This window comes from Pseudomonas sp. Bout1 (genome assembly GCF_034314165.1).
Classification (GTDB): domain Bacteria; phylum Pseudomonadota; class Gammaproteobacteria; order Pseudomonadales; family Pseudomonadaceae; genus Aquipseudomonas.
In genome coordinates, this window is record NZ_JAVIWK010000001.1 from 1,378,759 (window position 1) to 1,397,007 (window position 18,249).

Annotated in this window: 20 protein-coding genes; 2 read left to right on the top strand and 18 right to left on the bottom strand. The window is 60.9% G+C overall.

The features are described 5' to 3' along the window. Positions 1 to 428 precede the first annotated feature (428 nt). Genes RGV33_RS06200 through plsB form a run of 3 tightly spaced genes read right to left on the bottom strand, consistent with a single transcriptional unit; the run spans position 429 to position 4,101 of the window. On the bottom strand, positions 429 to 1,118 hold the full coding sequence (locus tag RGV33_RS06200; RefSeq protein ID WP_322143519.1) for a DUF4197 domain-containing protein: 690 nt from the start codon (positions 1,116 to 1,118) through the stop codon (positions 429 to 431). A gap of 28 nt (positions 1,119 to 1,146) precedes the next feature. Beyond that, positions 1,147 to 1,548, bottom strand: a complete 402-nt coding sequence (locus RGV33_RS06205; protein ID WP_322143520.1) for a YbaY family lipoprotein — start codon at positions 1,546 to 1,548, stop codon at positions 1,147 to 1,149. A 51-nt stretch (positions 1,549 to 1,599) separates the two neighbouring features. Beyond that, positions 1,600 to 4,101: a glycerol-3-phosphate 1-O-acyltransferase PlsB gene (gene plsB / locus RGV33_RS06210; protein WP_322143521.1), complete on the bottom strand. Its 2,502-nt coding sequence runs from the start codon at positions 4,099 to 4,101 to the stop codon at positions 1,600 to 1,602. Between the two features lie 196 nt (positions 4,102 to 4,297). On the opposite strand from plsB, the gene RGV33_RS06215 reads away from it, so the two are divergent. Continuing rightward, complete coding sequence (locus tag RGV33_RS06215; RefSeq protein ID WP_032891681.1) at positions 4,298 to 4,507, top strand: cold-shock protein; 210 nt, start codon at positions 4,298 to 4,300, stop codon at positions 4,505 to 4,507. A 172-nt stretch (positions 4,508 to 4,679) separates the two neighbouring features. On the opposite strand, the gene RGV33_RS06220 is transcribed toward RGV33_RS06215, so the two are convergent. The 4 genes from RGV33_RS06220 to RGV33_RS06235 form a co-directional block, all read right to left on the bottom strand. Next, positions 4,680 to 5,057 carry a hypothetical protein gene (locus tag RGV33_RS06220; protein ID WP_322143522.1) on the bottom strand — a complete coding sequence of 126 codons (378 nt, stop codon included), beginning with the start codon at positions 5,055 to 5,057 and terminating at the stop codon, positions 4,680 to 4,682. Between the two features lie 78 nt (positions 5,058 to 5,135). Next, entirely contained in the window at positions 5,136 to 5,945 is an 810-nt protein-coding gene (locus RGV33_RS06225; RefSeq protein ID WP_322143523.1) for a putative RNA methyltransferase, read from the bottom strand. Beyond that, on the bottom strand, positions 5,945 to 7,096 hold the full coding sequence (gene dapE / locus RGV33_RS06230) for a succinyl-diaminopimelate desuccinylase (RefSeq protein ID WP_322143524.1): 1,152 nt from the start codon (positions 7,094 to 7,096) through the stop codon (positions 5,945 to 5,947). Before dapE ends, RGV33_RS06225 begins: the two co-directional genes overlap by 1 nt. Before the next feature lie 91 nt (positions 7,097 to 7,187). After that, positions 7,188 to 9,779: a glycosyltransferase gene (locus RGV33_RS06235; protein ID WP_322143525.1), complete on the bottom strand. Its 2,592-nt coding sequence runs from the start codon at positions 9,777 to 9,779 to the stop codon at positions 7,188 to 7,190. Positions 9,780 to 9,998: 219 nt separating this feature from the next. Here RGV33_RS06235 and tcdA point away from each other — a divergent pair, with 219 nt between their 5' ends. Next, a complete protein-coding gene (tcdA, locus tag RGV33_RS06240; RefSeq protein WP_177048605.1) occupies positions 9,999 to 10,808 on the top strand; it encodes a tRNA cyclic N6-threonylcarbamoyladenosine(37) synthase TcdA in 810 nt (269 codons plus the stop codon). 119 nt (positions 10,809 to 10,927) lie between these two features. On the opposite strand, the gene RGV33_RS06245 is transcribed toward tcdA, so the two are convergent. From RGV33_RS06245 to RGV33_RS06295, 11 genes are all read right to left on the bottom strand, one after another. Next, positions 10,928 to 11,338, bottom strand: a complete 411-nt coding sequence (locus tag RGV33_RS06245; protein ID WP_322143526.1) for a SufE family protein — start codon at positions 11,336 to 11,338, stop codon at positions 10,928 to 10,930. Further along, positions 11,335 to 12,540: a cysteine desulfurase gene (locus RGV33_RS06250; RefSeq protein WP_322143527.1), complete on the bottom strand. Its 1,206-nt coding sequence runs from the start codon at positions 12,538 to 12,540 to the stop codon at positions 11,335 to 11,337. Before RGV33_RS06250 ends, RGV33_RS06245 begins: the two co-directional genes overlap by 4 nt. Positions 12,541 to 12,609: 69 nt before the next feature. Beyond that, positions 12,610 to 13,644 (bottom strand): 2,3,4,5-tetrahydropyridine-2,6-dicarboxylate N-succinyltransferase, encoded by a 1,035-nt coding sequence (gene dapD / locus RGV33_RS06255; RefSeq protein ID WP_322143528.1) that lies wholly within the window; start codon positions 13,642 to 13,644, stop codon positions 12,610 to 12,612. Positions 13,645 to 13,677: 33 nt separating this feature from the next. Then, positions 13,678 to 14,040, bottom strand: coding sequence for an ArsC family reductase (locus tag RGV33_RS06260; protein WP_322143529.1), 363 nt, complete (start codon positions 14,038 to 14,040; stop codon positions 13,678 to 13,680). A 50-nt stretch (positions 14,041 to 14,090) separates the two neighbouring features. After that, positions 14,091 to 15,194, bottom strand: a complete 1,104-nt coding sequence (locus RGV33_RS06265; protein WP_322143530.1) for a phage integrase Arm DNA-binding domain-containing protein — start codon at positions 15,192 to 15,194, stop codon at positions 14,091 to 14,093. After that, entirely contained in the window at positions 15,175 to 15,417 is a 243-nt protein-coding gene (locus tag RGV33_RS06270) for an excisionase (RefSeq protein WP_177039657.1), read from the bottom strand. Before RGV33_RS06270 ends, RGV33_RS06265 begins: the two co-directional genes overlap by 20 nt. Then, a complete protein-coding gene (locus RGV33_RS06275; RefSeq protein WP_322143531.1) occupies positions 15,414 to 15,641 on the bottom strand; it encodes a hypothetical protein in 228 nt (75 codons plus the stop codon). Before RGV33_RS06275 ends, RGV33_RS06270 begins: the two co-directional genes overlap by 4 nt. 436 nt (positions 15,642 to 16,077) lie before the next feature. Beyond that, positions 16,078 to 16,851: a hypothetical protein gene (locus tag RGV33_RS06280; RefSeq protein WP_322143532.1), complete on the bottom strand. Its 774-nt coding sequence runs from the start codon at positions 16,849 to 16,851 to the stop codon at positions 16,078 to 16,080. Positions 16,852 to 16,900: 49 nt separating this feature from the next. Next, on the bottom strand, positions 16,901 to 17,290 hold the full coding sequence (locus RGV33_RS06285; RefSeq protein WP_322143533.1) for a hypothetical protein: 390 nt from the start codon (positions 17,288 to 17,290) through the stop codon (positions 16,901 to 16,903). A gap of 46 nt (positions 17,291 to 17,336) precedes the next feature. Continuing rightward, positions 17,337 to 17,648, bottom strand: a complete 312-nt coding sequence (locus tag RGV33_RS06290; protein ID WP_322143534.1) for a hypothetical protein — start codon at positions 17,646 to 17,648, stop codon at positions 17,337 to 17,339. A gap of 10 nt (positions 17,649 to 17,658) precedes the next feature. Next, positions 17,659 to 18,237, bottom strand: a complete 579-nt coding sequence (locus RGV33_RS06295; RefSeq protein WP_322143535.1) for a hypothetical protein — start codon at positions 18,235 to 18,237, stop codon at positions 17,659 to 17,661. Positions 18,238 to 18,249 lie beyond the last annotated feature (12 nt).

Here is an 18,249-nt window from a genome sequence, read left to right on the forward strand (position 1 = left end):
CTGCACGATCGTCGTGCTGACACATCAATAATGAGTTCATGGAGTGTCATATGTTTATTTTGTCTGCCCTGGCGGCTTTTAAAGGCGCGGTCCTGGGATCGCTGTTAAGTCATTTCTTGCCCGGCGCCAATAAAGAAGTGGGTCCAGGACGGCCGCGCAAGCCTGGCCATGGACATGGACATGGACATGGCCGGCCTGGCTTCGGTGAGGGCTACCACCCCCGCCCGCCGATGAGGCCTGTGCTACGTTCCCGACCCGGGTTTGCACCCATTCATCATTACGCCCCGGTGAGTGAGATCCACCCACCCTATGCTCACTTGCCGACGCCTTTTGCGCTAAGTCGATAAAGCACGTCTGAACCGTACGACTGGGTGAACTGAAAACGCCCTGAATCATTCAGGGCGTTTTTCATTGCGGCGGGAAGGCTTTTACAGGGCGCCGAACACTTTCTTCGCCAGGCTGGTGGCGGCGGCTGCCGGGTTCTTGCGAATGGTTTCTTCCTGCTGGGCGATCATCTTGAACAACCCGTCCAGTGCCTGCTCGGTCACGTAGCTTTCGACGTTGGCACTCTTGGCATCAATCGCGCCAAACGTCGCCGCCTTGCCCGCGAGCGCATTGTACTGCTGGGCAACGCCGACCTTGTCGGTGGCCGCCTTGACGATCGGCAGGAACTTGGCCCGGATCTCGTCACGGCTGCTTTTGTTCAGGTACTGGGTGGCGGAGTCCTGGCCACCGGTGAGGATGCCCTTGGCGTCGGTCACGCTCATGTTTTTCACGGCATTTACCAGGATTGGCTGGGCCTGGGTCACGGCCGATTCGGCCGCCTTGTTCATGCTGGCTTCCAGTTGGTTGACCTGGTCACCCATGCCGAACATTTTCAATTTGTCGGCGACTTTGCCCAACTTGCCCGGCAGGCCGATCTTCACTTCGGGGTTGTTGCTGAAACCGCCGGGCACGCCCAGTTGTTTCACGGCAATCTGTGCGCCTTGAGTCAGTGCGTCCTTGAGGCCACCGCTGGCGTCACCCTGGGACAGGCTGCCGAGGGACAGGGCCATGGCGTTGGCGCCGAGCAGCAGGCCGGCGCACAGGGCAGTGAGGCGAAGGGAGTTACGGAGCATGGGTGCGTCCTTATGTTCGATTTTTTAATCAGTGTGCAACCGCATCCACGCGTACGCGCAGCGGTTCGGGATCCTGGCCGTTCAACTGCACGGAGTGCCGTTCGGTGGTGATGAACAGTAGCTTGCCATCCAGTTCGATGCGAGCACTCACCGAGTAGCTGTGGCCGGGCTTCACCTGCGCCGGGTCATAGCTGAGGTGGAAAGGCAGCGGCACCTGGCCGTTGACCGGGCCTTTCTGCTCGGCCAGGGTCACGGCCGGGGCGTCCATCAAGGACACATCCTGCAGGGTCACACTCAAGGTGGCGGCGGGCGGCAGGGCGCTGCGTTGCAGGTAAAAGACTTCGCCATCAAGGCTGGCTTTGGGCGCGGGGCTCATGCTCTGGCAGGCTCCCAAGAGGGCGGTAAGGCCCAGGAGGATGATTTTTTTCATGGTACAACTCCTTGTCAGCGGCGCCAGAAACACCCTGGCGCCTCGATCACTCTAGTGTGTTTCTTCGGCAACAGGCGTGTCTGCCGCATCGTCGCTGCGATGCAGGGCCACCTGGCGAATTGACAGGCGAATGTCCGCCGGCAACACGCGCTTGGCCGCGCCCTCGGCCAGCTCACCCAGCAGCGGGTGATAGCTCAGCTTGCCGGCCTCGTCGCGGCGCAGCACATCTTGCTCCAGTAACGTCTGGATAAAATGTCGGAAAAGGCTCTTGTCGAAGAACTCCGGGGCGTTCAGGCCGTGCAGGATCGACAGGCGCTGGGCCATGACCGTGCACAGGTCTTCCAGCTCTTCGGCGCTGATGCTGTTCTGGCCGCTGTTGAGCAGCAGCGAGATGGCCATGTAGAAACGTTGCAGGGTCTGGGCGATGCTTTTGGACAGCAGCGTCAGCAGTACAAAGTGCCGCGAACTCGGGGCCGGGCGCAGGTACACCTCGTTCTCGAAGCGCAGCAGGCCTTGTTCGACGAAGGCTTGCAGCCACTGGTCGACCACCGCGTCCAGCTCGTCCAACGACCAGCGGATAAACAGCTCCGATTGCAGGTACGGGTAGAGGGCGCGGGTGTAGCGCAGGATCTGCTCGCGGCTCATCCGCGAGCTGCTCTGGAAGAAACTCGCCAGCAGCGCCGGCAGGGCGAAGATGTGCAGCACGTTGTTGCGGTAGTAGGTCATCAGGACAGCGTTTTGCTCGTCCAGATACAGAATTTTGCCCAAGGCATCACTCTGTTCCGACAGCAGGTCCATGTCCTTGACGTGCTTGATCAGCGCCTGGCCATCACCTTCGGGTAACGTGGTGTGGGGCGAGTAGGGCACTTTGCGCAGCAGCGCCAGATACAGATCAAGCTGGCGTGCCATGGCCTGTTCGTCCAGGGCCAGTCGGGTGGTGGACAGCAGTGCCAGGGCCACCAGGTTCACCGGGTTGATCGCCGCCGCTTCGTTCAAGTGTTGCGCCACCCGCTCGCCGAGGCGGTTGGTGGTTTCGTTGAGCCATGCCGGCTTGTAGTTCGGGCCCAGCTCCTGGGAGCGCCAGTCGGGCTGCTCGCTGTCGAGGAATTCAGCCAGCTTGATCGGTTCGCCGAAGTTCACGGCGACCTGGCCAAATCGCTGCTTGAGGGCGCCGATCACTTTGAAAATATCGAAAATCGACTCTTTTTTCTTGCTCGCACCGCGCAGCTCGCCCAGGTAAGTGCGGCCTTCGAGCACCCGCTCATAGCCGATGTACACCGGCACAAACACGATAGGCATGCGTGAGGAGCGCAGAAAACTGCGCAGGGTAATCGCCAGCATCCCGGTCTTCGGTTGCAGCATGCGGCCGGTGCGCGAACGCCCGCCTTCGACGAAATACTCCACCGGGAAACCCTTGGTGAACAGGGTGTGCAGGTATTCGTTGAACACCGAGGTGTACAGCGGGTTGCCCTTGAAGGTGCGGCGCATGAAAAACGCCCCGCCACGGCGCAACAGGCTGCCGATCACCGGCATGTTCAGGTTGATCCCGGCGGCGATGTGCGGCGGGGTCAGGCCATTCTTGAACAGCAGGTAAGACAGCAGCAGGTAGTCGATATGGCTGCGATGGCACGGCACATAGATCACCTCGTAACCCTGGGCGACCTTTTGCACGCCCTCGATGTTATTGACCTTGATGCCATCGTAGATCTTGTTCCAGAACCAGCTCAGTACCACTTCCAGGAAGCGGATAGCGGTGTAGGTGTAGTCGGAGGCGATCTCGTTGCCATAGCGCAAGGCTTGGGCCTTGGCTTTTTCGGGGGTGATTTTCTCGCGTTCGGCTTCGTCCAGGATCGCCTGGCGCACCAGTGGCATGTTGACCAGGCCTTTGACCAGGTTGCGCCGGTGGGACAGGTCGGGGCCGATCACGGCGGTCTTCAGGTTGCGAAAGTGCACCCGCAGGATGCGTTGGGCCATGCGCACGGTGCGTTCGTGGCCTTTATTGTGCTCGATCAATTCACGCAGGTTGATAGGCGCAGAGAATTGCACCCGGGTCTTGCGGCCCAGGATCAGGATGCTCAACAGCCGACGCAGGCGCCCGGTTACGGCCCAGCTGTCGGCGAACAACAGCTTCCAGGGGCTGGACTCGCTGTCGGGCGACTGGCCCCAGAACACGCTGACTGGAATGATCTGTGCATTCTCTTCGGCGTGTTCGGTGAGCACGTCCATCAATCGGGTGAGGGTGGGCGGTGCGCCGCGCTTGTCCTGGCGGCCGAGCCAGTCGGGGTCGGGCGTCAGGTAGAAGAAGGCCGCCGGCTCCATCAACGGGCCCACCGATACCGGCAGTACCGGGCGGGGCAGGCCGGCCTTGGTACATTCGGTATCAACCACCGCCAATTCGGTGAGGGACGGGGATTGCAAGACGTAAAACACCGGACGGCTGCGGTCGAGGTTCAGGGTAAGGGACGACTGGTTGATCGTCTCTGAGCGAACCCAGAGGTACAACAGCCGGCGCAAGGTGCCAAATACCAGACGGCGAAAGGGAGAACGGGTCATAGGCTTGCTGCTTTGAGTTGGGAAAAAAGCCGGGCAGGTGCTCGGGGCGCTAGTGTGCAGTATTAGTCGAAAATCGGCAAAAAAGCGGCGAAGTAATCTTGAGTTGAAGCTTTTGGAGCGTGTCTTATACTCGGCAGTTCAACTGCGACGACTCAACAATAAACGTACTTATAAAAAGCAAGTGGGAGCAAAACAGATGGCAACGCGCGAGACCGGCAATGTGAAGTGGTTCAACGACGCCAAGGGCTATGGCTTTATCCAGCGGGAAGACGGCAAGGACGTGTTTGTGCACTACCGCGCCATTCGCGGTGACGGCCATCGTTCGTTGGCTGAAGGCCAGCAGGTGGAATACGCCGTGGTGACGGGCGAGAAGGGTTTGCAGGCTGAGGATGTGGTGGGTCTGTAACCCGATAGGCACAACACACCTTTAAATGTGGGAGCCCGGCCGAATGTGGGAGCCGGGCTTGCCCGCGATAGCATCGCCGCGGTTTGGCTGAATGACCGAGGTGCGCCCATCGCAGGCAAGCCAGCTCCCACATTTGATTGGGTGTGCACATTGAGGCCTTGTTGGCCTGACTTTATGTGGTTCTCCAGGTGATCTGCTCTTCGCCGTCTGCGCTGATACGAATCCAGGTATCGGCGCTTTCTTCACCTTCTTCCTCAACCCAGCTACCCGGCGCGCAACGCACTTCGACGTTCAGCGCGGCAAAGGCTGCGCGGGCGCAGGCGATGTCGTCTTCCCATGGGGTCTGGTCGCTTTCCAGGTACAGGCTGTTCCATTTGCCTACGGCTTTGGGCAACCAGGTAACCGGCACGCTGCCGGCGGTGCACTTGTAGGTCTGGCCGCGCTGGACCCAATCGGTGCACGCGCCCAGGGCAGCGCCCAGCCAGGCGGCGATAGCCTTGTGGTCGACGTCGGCGTCCTTGAGGTAAATCTCGATATCAGGTTGGCGCATGGATGTTCCTCATTGCGGGATTTTGAAAATCCATTCGCGGGTTCAGCGCAGGCCCCAGGAGGCCCGCAAAATAATAGGTTATTGAAGCACGAAATAGTCGTAGCGCATCGACACAGTGACCAGCAGCGGTTCGGCGGCCTCGATCACCTGCGCGCGGCGTTTGGCACTGGCGCGCCAGCCGTGGGGTGTCATCGCCAGCAGGTTGGCGCGATCCTTGGGGTCGGCCAGGCTGAGTTTGAATTCCAGGGTTTCGCTGTGCTGCAGGCTCATGCCGTCCGGCACCAGCGCCAGGTGCTTGTCGTCGGTGTACTCGCGCACTTCGTCGTACAAGCGCTCGCGCAGTTCCATCAGGTGGCCGCGGGTGGGGCCGACCTTCATCAAGCCGCCGCCCGGGTTGAGCAGGCGCTTGGCCTCCAGCCAGTCGAGCGGGCTGAAGACACTGGCAAGGAACTGGCAACTGGCATCGGCCAATGGCACCCGGGCCATACTGGCGATCAACCAGGTCACGGAGGGGTTGCGCTTGCACGCGCGCTTGACCGCTTCTTTGGAAATATCCAGCGCATAGCCATCGGCGCGCAGCAGGGCGTCGGCGATCTGCGCGGTGTAGTAACCCTCGCCGCAACCGATGTCGACCCAGCGTTGGGGTTTGCGCTCTGCGGCCAGTTCGGCTAGGCGCTTGGCCACTGGGGCGTAATGCCCGGCGTTGAGGAAGTCGCGGCGCGCCTCCACCATCGCCAGGTTATCGCCCGGGTCGCGGCTGTTCTTGTGCTGCACCGGCAACAGGTTCAGGTAACCCTGGCGTGCACGATCGAAACGATGCCCGACCGGGCAGGCCACGCCGTTGTCCACCTCGTGTAGCGGTGCGCTGCAAATGGGGCAAGCAAGCATCAGGCGAGCAACTTGATCAGGGTCTGGTAGTAGATTTCGGTCAGCACATCGAGGTCGCTGGCGAGGATGCGCTCGTTGACCTGATGGATTGTTGCGTTGACCGGGCCCAGCTCTACCACCTGGGTGCCGAGGGTGGCGATGAAGCGCCCGTCGGAGGTGCCGCCGCTGGTGGATGCCTTGGTCTGGCGACCTGTGACGGCCATGATGCTGGCGGAGACGGCATCAAGCAATGCACCCGGTTCGGTGAGGAACGGCAGGCCCGACAGCGCCCACTCTACATGCCAGTCCAGGCCATGTTTGTCGAGAATCGCCGCGACCCGCTGCTGCAGGCCTTCGACGGTAGACTCGGTAGAGAAACGGAAGTTGAACACCGCCGTCAGGTCACCCGGGATCACGTTGGTGGCGCCGGTGCCGGAATTGAGGTTGGAGATCTGGAAGCTGGTCGGCGGGAAGAAGCTGTTGCCGTCGTCCCAATGCTCGTCGGCAAGTTCCGCCAGGGCCGGAGCGGCCAGGTGGATCGGGTTCTTCGCCAGGTGCGGGTAGGCCACGTGGCCTTGCACGCCGCGCACGGTCAGGGTGGCGCCGAGGGAGCCACGACGGCCGTTCTTGACCACGTCGCCCACCAGCGTGGTGCTCGACGGTTCGCCGACGATGCACCAGTCGAGGCGCTCCTTGCGGGCCGCCAGGCGTTCGATCACGGCCTTGGTGCCGTGGTGCGCCGGGCCTTCTTCATCACTGGTGATCAGGAAGGCCACCGAACCCTTGTGGTCCGGGTAGTCGGTCACGAAGCGCTCGGAGGCGACCAACATAGCGGCCAGGCTGCCTTTCATGTCTGCTGCGCCACGGCCGCAGAGCATGCCGTTTTCGTCGATCAGCGCGTCGAACGGGTCGTTCTGCCAAGCCTTGACCGGGCCGGTCGGCACCACGTCGGTGTGGCCGGCGAAGCACAGTACCGGGCCTTCGTGTTTACCGTGGGTGGCCCAGAAGTTATCCACATCCTCGATACGCATCGGCTCAAGCGCAAAACCGGCGTCGCCCAGGCGCTGCATCATCAGCTTCTGGCAATCGGCGTCGATTGGCGTCACCGACGGGCGACGGATCAGGTCGATAGCGAGTTGGAGGGTCGGCGAAAGGTCGGCGTGGGCCGTCATGTAAAAACTCCAGTGCAGGGCGCGCAAAATGGCCGTTATCTTATAGCAAAACGGCGGCCAGAGGCCGCCGTTTAGTGCATTGCGCAGGATTTTAAGCGGTGGTCACAGGCTCTTGCGCCGGGGCCGGTTTCGGCAACGACGACAGGAACGCCATGATCAGCGCCGCCACATACGGCAGCGACTGCACCAGCAACATCACCACCCAGAAGCGCATGTCATTGCTCGGCAGGCCTTGCACCAGGTAAATCCCCAGTGCCGCGCCCCACAACAGCAGCATGATGAACATCTCTTCCCGGGCCTCGGAAATCGCCACCCAGAAACCGTGGTTATCGGCGTTCTTCGGTGTACGAAAGAACGGAATGCTGGTGGTGAAGAAGCCGTACAGCACCGCCTTGGCGATGGTGTGCGACAACGCCAGCCCGGCCAGTGCCGCGCAGAACGCATCTTTCAGGTTTACACCTACCGCACGACGGTAGAGGAAGATGATCTTGCCGACCTTGAACACGAACAACGCCAGGGGCGGGATCGCGAAAATCAGCAGCGGCGGGTCAACCCGCGTCGGCACGATAATCATCGCCGCCGACCACAACAGGGCGCCCACGGTGAAGAAGATGTTCATGCCATCCGCCACCCACGGCAACCAGCCCGCCAGGAAGTGGTAGCGCTGGCCACGGGTCAGCTCGGTGTCCTTGCCGCGCAACAGGCTTGCGGTGTGACGCTTGATGATCTGAATCGCGCCATAGGCCCAGCGGAAACGCTGTTTCTTGAAGTCGATAAAGGTATCGGGCATCAGGCCCTTGCCGTAGCTGTCGTGGTAGTACGCCGCCGACAGGCCTTTTTCGAATACCCGCAGGCCCAGCTCGGCATCTTCACAGATACACCAGTCAGCCCAACCCAACTCCTCCAGCACCGAGCGGCGGGTCATGGTCATGGTGCCGTGCTGGATGATCGCGTCACGGTCGTTGCGGGTGACCATGCCGATATGGAAGAAGCCTTTGTATTCCGCGTAGCAGAGCTTCTTGAAGGTGCTTTCGTTCTGGTCGCGATAATCCTGTGGCGACTGCACCACGGCGATTTTCGGGTCGGCGAAGTGCGGCACCATGTGCTTGAGCCAATTGGGCGACACGCAGTAGTCGGAGTCGATCACCGCGATCACTTCGGCATCCTTGGCGGTATGCGGGATCAAATAGTTCAGCGCGCCGCCCTTGAAACCGGCCAGGGGCGCGACATGGAAGAACTTGAAGCGCGGGCCCAGAGTTTCGCAGTAGTCGCGCACCGGTTCCCACACGGCCGGATCCTTGGTGTTGTTGTCGATGATCAGGACTTCGTAGTCCGGATAGTCGAGGGCGGCCAGGGCATCGAGAGTCTGTTTGACCATCTCCGGCGGCTCGTTGTAGCACGGCACGTGGATCGAGACTTTCGGGCGGTAGTCCGAGTCCCCTTCAACCGGCAGGAATTCACGCCGGCGCTTGTGGGTCCAGACCGCTTCCGCCAGTTCGTGGGCCTCGGTCAGCAACACGATAAACACGCCCAGGGCGCCGAGTGCCAGCAGGAAACCCACGGTTAAACTGAACCAGGTGCTGTATTGCTGGCTGTAGTCGTAGCCGATCCACACCAATACCGAACCGCACAGGAACGCGATAAAGGTCAGGAACGTACGGCCACGCTGGCGCAGGGCCGAGCCGTCGATCATCAGCAGGGTCAGGGACAGCAGCGCAAGCACCACCGAGCCGATCGCCAGCACTCGCCATTGCGGAATCGCGACCACCGGGCCATCAAAGTTGAATTTCTGCTGGCGTGCGGCGTTGAACACGCCCCAATAGGCGCCTACAGAGCCTTCGTCGCTGGCTTTCCATGGCTGGTCAAACGCTTCGATCACGAAGTAGTTGTAGCCCTGGCGGTTCAGCGTGTTAACCAGCGTGCGCAGGTAAATCGCCTGGTCGGCGGGGGAGGCGTCAGCACCGCCACGCATCCGGCCGTTGCTCGGCCAGCCAACCTCCGACAGCAACAGCGGCTTTTTCGGGAAGGTCTTCTTCAGGTCCCGTGCGCGATCGAGGACGAACTGGCCGGCCTTGTCCACCGGGATATGTTCCCAGTACGGCAGGATGTGCGCGGCGATCAGGTCGACGTGCTTGGCCAGTTGCGGGTTGTGTTCCCAGATGTGCCATTGCTCGGAGGTGGTTACGGGCACCTTGACGGCGGCCCGTACCCGATCCAGCAGCACGATCAGCGCCTCCGGAGTGATTTCTTCGCGGAACAGCGCCTCGTTGCCCACCACTACCCGCACTACGCTGCGGGAGCTGTTGGCGATTTCGATGGCGCGCTGGATCTCGCGCTCGTTGCGCTCGAGGTCCGGACTGATCCAGATCCCCAGGGTCACCCGCAGGCCGAATTCTTCCGCCAGCTTGGGGATATCCCCCAGGGTGCCGTCGACCGAGTAGGTACGGATGTTGTCCGTCAGCTTGCTCATGATCGCAAGGTCCTGACGCATTTGATCGTCGGTCGGATACTGGTCTTTCTGTGGGTACTGGCCTTGCTGGAACGGCGAGTACGAAAAACCGGAGATCTGCTCGGGCCAGTTAGGGGCATTGACCGGGCGGTTGATCAGCGCCCAGAAGCCGGTGAACAGCGCGGCAATTGCCAGCACCACCACCAGGTTGAGTCCAAATTTACGCGATGACATGGCTATTTCGGGTTCCAAAGGGTGTGGAACGAAAAGAGGTGTCGGCCTGCGCCGAACGGCGCGCATCCTACACTGGCCTTTCACCGACCGTACAGCAAGCCGGGAAAAACCGGACATTGGGCAGTGCAACTCGTCGTAAGTTCTCTTACTTGTAGCTTGTAGTTTAAAACTTGTCGCTGTGTAGCCCTATAATGCGCGCCGGTTTTTGGGGTAATGGTCATGAGTACAGAAGATCCACGGTTTGCCGGCGTCGCCCGCTTGTATGGCATTGAAGGCCTGGAACGCCTGAAGGCGGCCCACGTGGCCATCGTCGGCGTGGGCGGTGTGGGCTCGTGGGCGGCGGAAGCGATCGCCCGCTGCGGTGTGGGCGAGATTTCGCTGTTTGACCTGGATGATGTCTGCGTGAGCAACAGCAACCGCCAGTTGCATGCGCTGGACAGCACGGTGGGCAAGGCCAAGGTAGAGGTGATGGCCGAGCGCCTGAAGGGCATCAACCCGGACTGCACCGTGCATGCGGTGGCTGATTTCGTCACCCGCGAAACCATGGCCGAGTACATCACGCCGAACATTGATTGCGTGATCGACTGCATCGACAGCGTGAACGCCAAGGCTGCGCTGATCGCCTGGTGCAAGCGGCGCAAGATCCAGATCATCACCACCGGCGGCGCGGGTGGGCAGATTGATCCGACGTTGATCCAGGTGTGTGATTTGAACCGTACGTTTAATGACCCGCTGGCGTCGAAAGTGCGCTCCACGTTGCGCCGTGACTATGGTTTTTCTCGCACCGTGACCCGTCATTACAGCGTGCCCTGCGTGTTCTCCACCGAACAGCTGCGTTATCCGAAGCCGGACGGCAGCATCTGTTTGCAGAAGAGTTTTGTCGGTGATGGCGTGAAGCTGGACTGCGCCGGCGGGTTTGGCGCGGTGATGATGGTCACCGCGACGTTCGGCATGGTGGCGGCGACCAAGGCGGTGGACAAGATTGTGGCCGGGGTGCGCCGGCCTTCGGATCGAGTCAAGGCGCCTTAGCTCTCAACCCTGAATGAAGATCAAAATGTGGGAGCTGGCTTGCCTGCGATAGCGGCCTGTCAGTTACTGCAGTTGTTACTGATACACCGCCATCGCAGGCAAGCCAGCTCCCACAGGGGTTATGTGTTGAACCTCAATTCCCGCATCCGCTGCAGTACTGCATTCAAGCCATTGCTGCGCGACGGCGACAACTGGCGGGAAAGCCCCAGCTGATTGAACCAATCGGGTAGATCAACCGCCAGCAACTCTGCCGCAGACAAGCCGTTAACCCGCGCCAGCAACAACGCCACCAACCCGCGAATCAGCCGTGCATCGCTGCTGGCGGCAAACTGCCAATGGCCGTCCTGCAATCGCCCCACCAGCCACACCAGGCTTTCACAGCCCTGCACCAGGTTGGCCTCGACCTTGTCTTCACCCGGCAAGGCGGGCAACCGCTCGCCCCATTGCATCAACAGGCGGGCCCGTTGCTCCCAACTGCCGACTGCCTGAAACGCTTGCAGCGCGACGACTGCCTCGGTCGGCAAGCTCATCGCAACATATCCAGTGCCTGGTCCAGCGCTTCAAAAAAGCGCTTCAGGTCATCGGAATCGTTATACAGCGCCAGCGACACCCGAATCGCACCCGAGAGCCCCATCTGCTTGAGCAGCGGCATTGCACAATGATGGCCTGCGCGTACGGCGATCCCTTGTTCCGTGAGCAAGTGGGCGAGGTCGGCGTTGTGCACGCCGTCCACCACGAAACTGGCCAAGGCTACGTGCGGCGAACCGAGCAGGCGCAAGCCCTTGCGCGCCTGCAAGCCACGCAACAGGTAGTCGTGCAGGGCGGCTTCGTGTGCCATTACCGCTTGCTGGTCGAGGGAACTCAGGTAATCCAGGGTTGCGCCCAAGCCAATCACGCTGGCGATGGGCGGTGTTCCGGCTTCGAAGCCAAGGGGCGCGGGACGGAAGCTGGCGCTTTGATAATCAGCGTGCTGCACCATCTCGCCACCAAACTGCCAGTGGCGCAGGTGATGCAGGGCTTCAGTGCGGCCATACAGCACGCCGACGCCATCCGGCCCGTAGAGTTTGTGGCTGGAAAACACGTAGAAGTCGCAGCCCAGAGCCTGCATGTCATGGCGACCATGGACGATGCCCTGCGCGCCATCGACCACGGTCACTGCGTCATGCGCCTTGGCCAGCGCCAGTAACGGTGGCAACGGCTGCCAGGCGCCAAGCACGTTGGACAGTTGGCTGACCGCCAGCAGGCGGGTACGCGGGCCAATCAATTGGGCGGCGGCTTGCAGGTCGATCAAGCCGTCATCGTCAAGTGGCAAGACCACCAGCGTCAGCTCGCGGCGTTTAGCCAGTTGCTGCCAGGGCAGCAGGTTGGCGTGGTGTTCCAGGGCGCTGATGACAATTTCATCGCCGGGGTTGAACAGGTGCTCAAGGCCATAAGCCAGGAGGTTCAGCGCGGAAGTTGCGCCGTGGGTGAAGATGATTTGCCCGTCTTCGCCGACGTTCAGCCACTGCGCCACTTTACTGCGGCTGTCCTCAAACGCCTGGGTCGCATGGGCGCCCGGCAGATGCTGGGCACGGTGCACATTCGCTGCGCCATTGGCGTAGTAATGGCTGATGGCATCCAACAGGGCTTGAGGTTTTTGCGTGGTGGCGGCGTTGTCCAGATAGGTCTGGTCTTGCCGTTGCAAAGTGGCGATGGCCGGGAAATCGGCGCGCCAGGGAGAGGGCACAAGCATGGTGATCAAGGCTCGTATAAACGGCCCGCACCCTGAAGGTGTGGGCCGTTAGTGGCATCGAGTCGCTGCTTAGTTGTGAGCGTGCAGCGCTGCGTTCAGTTCGATGGCCGACTTGTGGGTTTTGCACTCCACGGCACCGGTCTCGGAGTTGCGGCGGAACAGCAGGTCCGGCTGGCCGGCCAGCTCACGCGCCTTGACCACTTTGACCAGTTGGTTGGCCTCGTCCAGCAGTGCAACCTTGGTCCCGGCGGTGACGTACAGGCCCGATTCCACGGTGTTGCGGTCGCCCAACGGGATACCGATACCGGCGTTGGCGCCGATCAGGCAGCCTTCGCCCACCTTGATCACGATGTTGCCGCCGCCCGACAGGGTGCCCATGGTGGAGCAACCGCCGCCCAGGTCCGAACCCTTGCCGACGAACACGCCAGCCGACACACGGCCTTCGATCATGCCCGGGCCTTCGGTACCGGCGTTGAAGTTGACGAAACCTTCGTGCATCACGGTGGTGCCTTCGCCTACGTAGGCGCCCAAGCGGATGCGTGCGGCATCAGCGATACGCACGCCGCTCGGCACCACGTAGTCGGTCATTTTCGGGAACTTGTCCACCGAGAACACCTCCAGCAGCTCGCCACGCAGGCGTGCTTCGAGTTGGCGCTCGGCCAGCTCGGCGATGTCGATTGCGCCCTGGCTGGTCCAGGCCACGTTCGGCAGCTGCGGGAACACACCGGCCAGGCTCAGGCCATGTGGCTTGACCAGGCGATGGGACAGCAGGTGCAGCTTGAGGTAAGCCTCGGGGGTGGACGTCAGCGCGGCGTCTTCGGCCAGCAGCGTGGCGACCAGCGGCTTGTGGCTTTCAGCCAGGCGGGTGAGCAGTGCGGCCTGGGTAGCGTCGACGCCCTTGAGTGCGTCAGCCAGTTGCGAAGCCTGGGCCACGGTGAACGTGATGGCCTGGTTGCCTTCGCTGTAACCGAGGACTGGTGCGATGGCTTGGATGATTTCAGCCGAAGGGTTGAGCAGCGGTTGTGCGTAAAACACTTCCAGCCAAGCACCTTGGCGGTTCTGAGTGCCGACGCCGAAGCCCAGGCTGAACAGGGAATTGGACATGCTGTTACCTCTACAAAAATGGAGTGGGCTGGCCTACTTGAGGGCCGCCGAATAACTATCTGGCTTGAAGCCAATCAGGGTTTTGTCACCGAGATCAAGCACGGGTCGCTTGATCATCGAGGGTTGCGCGAGCATCAATTCAATGGCTTTCGCTTGGTCGAGATCGGCTTTGCGTTCGTCTTCGAGTTTGCGAAAGGTGGTGCCCGCACGGTTCAAAACCACCTGCCAACCGTGCTCATTGCACCATTGGGTCAAGTGTTCGCGGTCGATACCGGTCGTTTTGTAGTCATGAAACTCATAGCTGACAGCGTGTTCATCGAGCCAGGTGCGCGCCTTTTTCATGGTGTCGCAGGCTTTGATGCCGTAAAGATGTAAGTGCTTGATTTCATTGGGCATTAAATCCTCCCCAAAACTTCCCCAATATCGCCCAAAAATTCAGCCACCGATTATGCCACGTCGATCCATTCAGCGCCTCGGCTGTCTCGGTACAGATCGGTCATAGTGGCCGAGCGGTGACCCAGCAGTTTCTGCGCATCACGGCCTTCGAGTTCGTGAAGTCGTGCGGCGAGGGATCGCTGCTCGTGAAAGGACGGTGGCTGGCGGCCAAAAGTTATCCCCAGCTTCAGGCCCGCTTTGTCGCGAGCTTCGGCAAAGGCAGAGCTCAGCGTGTCCAGCACCAACGGCTGGCCAGCCTTTGCTCGGCCCGATGCTTGTGTATGGTGCACCAGGTGTTGTGACAGAACGCTGTCGCGACACTGCTTAATTACGCTGGCCAGATCCAGCCCGACCGAGTCCAGGCGCAGCGCGGTGCTAATCCGAAGCCTGGCCCCGGTCTTGGACTGAACGACATGCAGGAAGCCGTCGTGCACGTCCTTGAACAGCATCGAGGCTATATCGTCCCGGCGCTGGCCAGTCAGCACGGCAAGCTCCATTGCCCTGCGAAGCCATGGTTTCGTGGCTTCCTCGTAAATCGCCCTCCACAGTTCCAGCGTCAGCCGTTCGCGCTTGATGCTCACCCGCGCCGCCTTGGTCACCTCGACCGGGTTGGCGTCTGCCCACCCCCGCGCCTGAGCCTCGGCGAACACGTCTCGCAACAGCGAACGCATTGCCCTGGCCATCTGCGCCTTTCCCTCTTTGGCCATGCCAGTCAGGTAATCAGCCACATCCATCGTTGTGATGTCCTTGATCCCCTTTAAGCCGAATACCGCCGTCAGCCGGTTTATCCGCATGCCCACGTTTTTATTGCTGCTGGCTGACAACTTCCGCTCAGCGAACAGTTCGCGGTACTCGTCCAGCCATTCCGAGAACAATTTGCCAGGCACTGGTGCCGGCGTGCTGATGCGTTCTGCAAGCGTTGGCTTGATGGCATCTGCGTGGTTGGCGGCGACGGCCTCACGGATCGCCGCCTCCTTGTCCTTGCCCAGGCCGAACACGCGACCACTGACCGGATCGCGGTAGGTGTAATAAGTGACGCCGTTGCGGGCGTCAGTCTTACGGTAGAGATTGGGCGGAAGATCCTTTGACCCTGTGTTACGCGGCCTGGGCGCCATTGCGTGCTCTCTCTATTCTGCTGATCAGGCTCCCGCCGACGATCCGTACGGGCTGCTGATCAGGTTCTTGGTAGTGGGCGTCTGACTCTACATAGTAGTTGCGCCCGTGCTTGACCGGTAATGGCGCGATTCGGCCCTCTCGGGCCCATTTACGCAGGGTGTTGGGGCTCGGCGGCGTCTTGAACTCGGCCGCCGCCCATTCGTCCAGGGTGACTTTGCTCATTTTTCCTTCCCGACGACCGCCGTGGGCCGCGCTGTCTTGATGATGTGAATGAATAGGCCGAAGGTGATCAGCATCCAGCCGCAGGTGCCGGCGAAGGCGTAGAGGATGTCGGCTGTTTCGCCGTCCGCCAGAAGGCGTGGGCCGAGCCAAAAGAACCATCCGGCGGTGCCGACCAGGTACAGCAAAGCGCCCAGCAGGATCAGGGTGAGTTTGATTGCGAACATGTGGTGTCCTTGCCGCGCTGGGCGGCAGAAGTCGGCGCACCGCTCTGCGATGGCCATAGGGGAATGGAGTGATGGCGTTTTGCTCGGGTTTCTCAACCCTTTGGATGGGTGTACAACAGGTGTTCAAGTCGTTGCGCCTGTGGGAGGACGCGTGTCACACAACCTAGATGTGCCGATCGCTCATGAGTACCGAGGTCACACGGTATTCCTCAAGTTCGTTTGGAAAAGGCCGAACGACCCGGTGCCTACATCAGCGACAATCATCGAGCCCGTGGACATACACGGAATGGGTGAAGTCGCAGCTGAGCTTTCAGGGCCGTGGGCTGATTACCCGGCGGCCCTGGACGAAGCAATGTCAGCGGCAGAGCGCTGGGTTGATAGTCAGCTTCCTTGATCCCGCCCGCCGCTCACCGGCAGGCATGTAGGGGGATTGGAGTTAGGCTGTTGCGGCGATATCGGCCTCGGCCATCTCGCAGAAAAAGCTGCAGTTGGGCAGCTTCTCGTTGCGCGCGATTGGGCCAACAGGAAGGTCGCGCAAAGGGAATCGCTCATCCTTCCTAGGTCCTGACCGGTAGCGAAGAAACCATGAGCCGGGTCCCAGTTCGTCCTGGACCAAACACCGCTGCTCGAACACCTCTGGAAAGTCTTCACGAACTGCGCGCCAATATCCTTCGCCGCCTTTTGGGCAGCCAATACAGTTCGCGTTGTAATAGCCAATGCGATACATGGCAGGCAGTTCGATACCGGCTCGTTCTATGATGGCTTTGCAGTCCTCTTTGCCCAGGCCTCGATCTATCAGCGGTGCAATCACTGGTCGGTCTGGGTTTCTTTCTCTGAAGTCGTCCAGCCGATCGATCTCTTCGGCGGTGTAGCCGAAGACCATCACGTCACCCGGTTGTTCGTAGGTGGAGAGCAGCCTGCGCTTAAGCAGCATCGAACAAGGCGCTCCATGAGGGCCCTTCATGTATCGTTCGCGTAGGAACACGTTCTGCACGTCGGCCCCGTATTTCTCGTCACGAAGCACAGTGATCGGTTGCCCGAACCAGATTTCACAGTCCTGGGCGAACCGTCGGTTGTCGTCGTGCTCATTGGCCAGGAAGGCGTTGATTATCTGCACATCGTGAGTTGCGCCATATTCAGCCAGAGCCAGTTTGGTGGCCACCGCCGAAGCAGCACCGCAGCTGAATTGGCAAACGATTCTGTTACTCATGGCCTGGGCCCCTTGTAGATGAAGACGTAGGCGAACCAGAGGGTGGCGATCACGACCGCCTCCCAATCTCAGCAGCTGCCTCAACGATTGCGCGGCGAGTCGCCCCGAAAGGATCATCGTGGTGATACATGGTCTGCTCGCCGAAGCGCTCAGCATCCACGCAGGTGTATGGGCCGGTGTCGCCGTCGAACGGCTCGACGATGTGAATGGCCACGCCCAGGCGCTCCATGCGACCCATGACCACTGCCAACCGCAGCGCATCGCCGTCGTTGATGAGTGGGTTCCAGTGAGCGCGCACGCCGGACTTTCCAGCCAGGCGAAAAGGCCACTTCAAGCTGTCGCAGGTGCACGGCTCGATATCAATCCGAGCAGACCGAGCCGCGAGAATGAGTAGCGCGCGGTCAGCCGTTGCCGCGTCGTGTTTGGTATCTTCAGGCATGACTTCGTCCTTGCCGCTATAGCGGCTGACTTTGAAGGGGGAGGGGTTACAGGTTTTGCGGATGGAGTACGGATGTACTCTTATCTCGCTTGAGTGCTTCAAATACTCTTCCGCGCATCGAATCAATCGACGAAGACGGCACCGCCCCCGGATCACCCTGGATCGCATAGAGCAGTTCATTTGTCTGGAGCAACAACCCCTCCAGCACATCCGCCCGCTCATCCGCTGCGGTCAGGCGCTGTTGCAGCGCGGCCTCTCGATCTTTTCCAGCGTCGACGGCCCTCATGGCTTGCGCGTGCTTCCGTCTCCAGTGCAGCACGGCATCCAGCTCTTCAACCGTTTGAATTACCTTGCTCATTCTCAGAACCTCAATTGTCTGTGCCGGTGTAGGTGCGCCAAGGCACCTTCACGCCGTTGACCAGAAAGCCCCAGTCACCGCGCCACTTGCTGGTGATGAAGAGGGTGTAGACGCCGCCGGGTGAGACTTCGTCGATTCGGTGGTACTCGCCGTGGTTTAGGCGCGCAGTGTCGCCCGGGTTTCGACTCTTCATCGAAAGCTTGCAGGGATCATCCTGATCCTCCCGCCACAGCAGGGGACGCCCAGGTGTCAGCCTGTCGAACCAGGTCGCAGGATCCAGCCGCTGTTCCGTGTACCAGCCGCGCAGGATGATCGTACGAGCGTTCCACGGATGGTCGTGCAGGTCCCGGTCTTCGTCGTGCCGCATGATGTGGTGGATGCGGAAAGACCACGGGCACCACCACAGTGCAGCTTTGTGCGTTTCGCGGGAGTAGGGGTTGAACAGCCACCAGCGGCCCATGTAAATCTCGGTGCCGTCGGCGGACATGATGTGCAGGTACGGGGTGCGCTGGGCTCGGGCGATGAGCCAGGCGGCAACCGCCTGGCGCGCAAGCAGCTTGGCGATCAAGCGCCAGAACAAGTTGGTCACGGGGAGTCCTTG

Excerpts from the sequence above, each read along its gene's own strand:
- RGV33_RS06200 (WP_322143519.1), bottom strand. The coding sequence starts at position 1,118 with ATGCTCCGTAACTCCCTTCGCCTCACTGCCCTGTGCGCCGGCCTGCTG.
- RGV33_RS06205 (WP_322143520.1), bottom strand. The coding sequence starts at position 1,548 with ATGAAAAAAATCATCCTCCTGGGCCTTACCGCCCTCTTGGGAGCCTGC.
- plsB (WP_322143521.1), bottom strand. The coding sequence starts at position 4,101 with ATGACCCGTTCTCCCTTTCGCCGTCTGGTATTTGGCACCTTGCGCCGG.
- RGV33_RS06215 (WP_032891681.1), top strand. The coding sequence starts at position 4,298 with ATGGCAACGCGCGAGACCGGCAATGTGAAGTGGTTCAACGACGCCAAG.
- RGV33_RS06220 (WP_322143522.1), bottom strand. The coding sequence starts at position 5,057 with ATGCGCCAACCTGATATCGAGATTTACCTCAAGGACGCCGACGTCGAC.
- RGV33_RS06225 (WP_322143523.1), bottom strand. The coding sequence starts at position 5,945 with ATGCTTGCTTGCCCCATTTGCAGCGCACCGCTACACGAGGTGGACAAC.
- dapE (WP_322143524.1), bottom strand. The coding sequence starts at position 7,096 with ATGACGGCCCACGCCGACCTTTCGCCGACCCTCCAACTCGCTATCGAC.
- RGV33_RS06235 (WP_322143525.1), bottom strand. The coding sequence starts at position 9,779 with ATGTCATCGCGTAAATTTGGACTCAACCTGGTGGTGGTGCTGGCAATT.
- tcdA (WP_177048605.1), top strand. The coding sequence starts at position 9,999 with ATGAGTACAGAAGATCCACGGTTTGCCGGCGTCGCCCGCTTGTATGGC.
- RGV33_RS06245 (WP_322143526.1), bottom strand. The coding sequence starts at position 11,338 with ATGAGCTTGCCGACCGAGGCAGTCGTCGCGCTGCAAGCGTTTCAGGCA.
- RGV33_RS06250 (WP_322143527.1), bottom strand. The coding sequence starts at position 12,540 with ATGCTTGTGCCCTCTCCCTGGCGCGCCGATTTCCCGGCCATCGCCACT.
- dapD (WP_322143528.1), bottom strand. The coding sequence starts at position 13,644 with ATGTCCAATTCCCTGTTCAGCCTGGGCTTCGGCGTCGGCACTCAGAAC.
- RGV33_RS06260 (WP_322143529.1), bottom strand. The coding sequence starts at position 14,040 with ATGCCCAATGAAATCAAGCACTTACATCTTTACGGCATCAAAGCCTGC.
- RGV33_RS06265 (WP_322143530.1), bottom strand. The coding sequence starts at position 15,194 with ATGGCGCCCAGGCCGCGTAACACAGGGTCAAAGGATCTTCCGCCCAAT.
- RGV33_RS06270 (WP_177039657.1), bottom strand. The coding sequence starts at position 15,417 with ATGAGCAAAGTCACCCTGGACGAATGGGCGGCGGCCGAGTTCAAGACG.
- RGV33_RS06275 (WP_322143531.1), bottom strand. The coding sequence starts at position 15,641 with ATGTTCGCAATCAAACTCACCCTGATCCTGCTGGGCGCTTTGCTGTAC.
- RGV33_RS06280 (WP_322143532.1), bottom strand. The coding sequence starts at position 16,851 with ATGAGTAACAGAATCGTTTGCCAATTCAGCTGCGGTGCTGCTTCGGCG.
- RGV33_RS06285 (WP_322143533.1), bottom strand. The coding sequence starts at position 17,290 with ATGCCTGAAGATACCAAACACGACGCGGCAACGGCTGACCGCGCGCTA.
- RGV33_RS06290 (WP_322143534.1), bottom strand. The coding sequence starts at position 17,648 with ATGAGCAAGGTAATTCAAACGGTTGAAGAGCTGGATGCCGTGCTGCAC.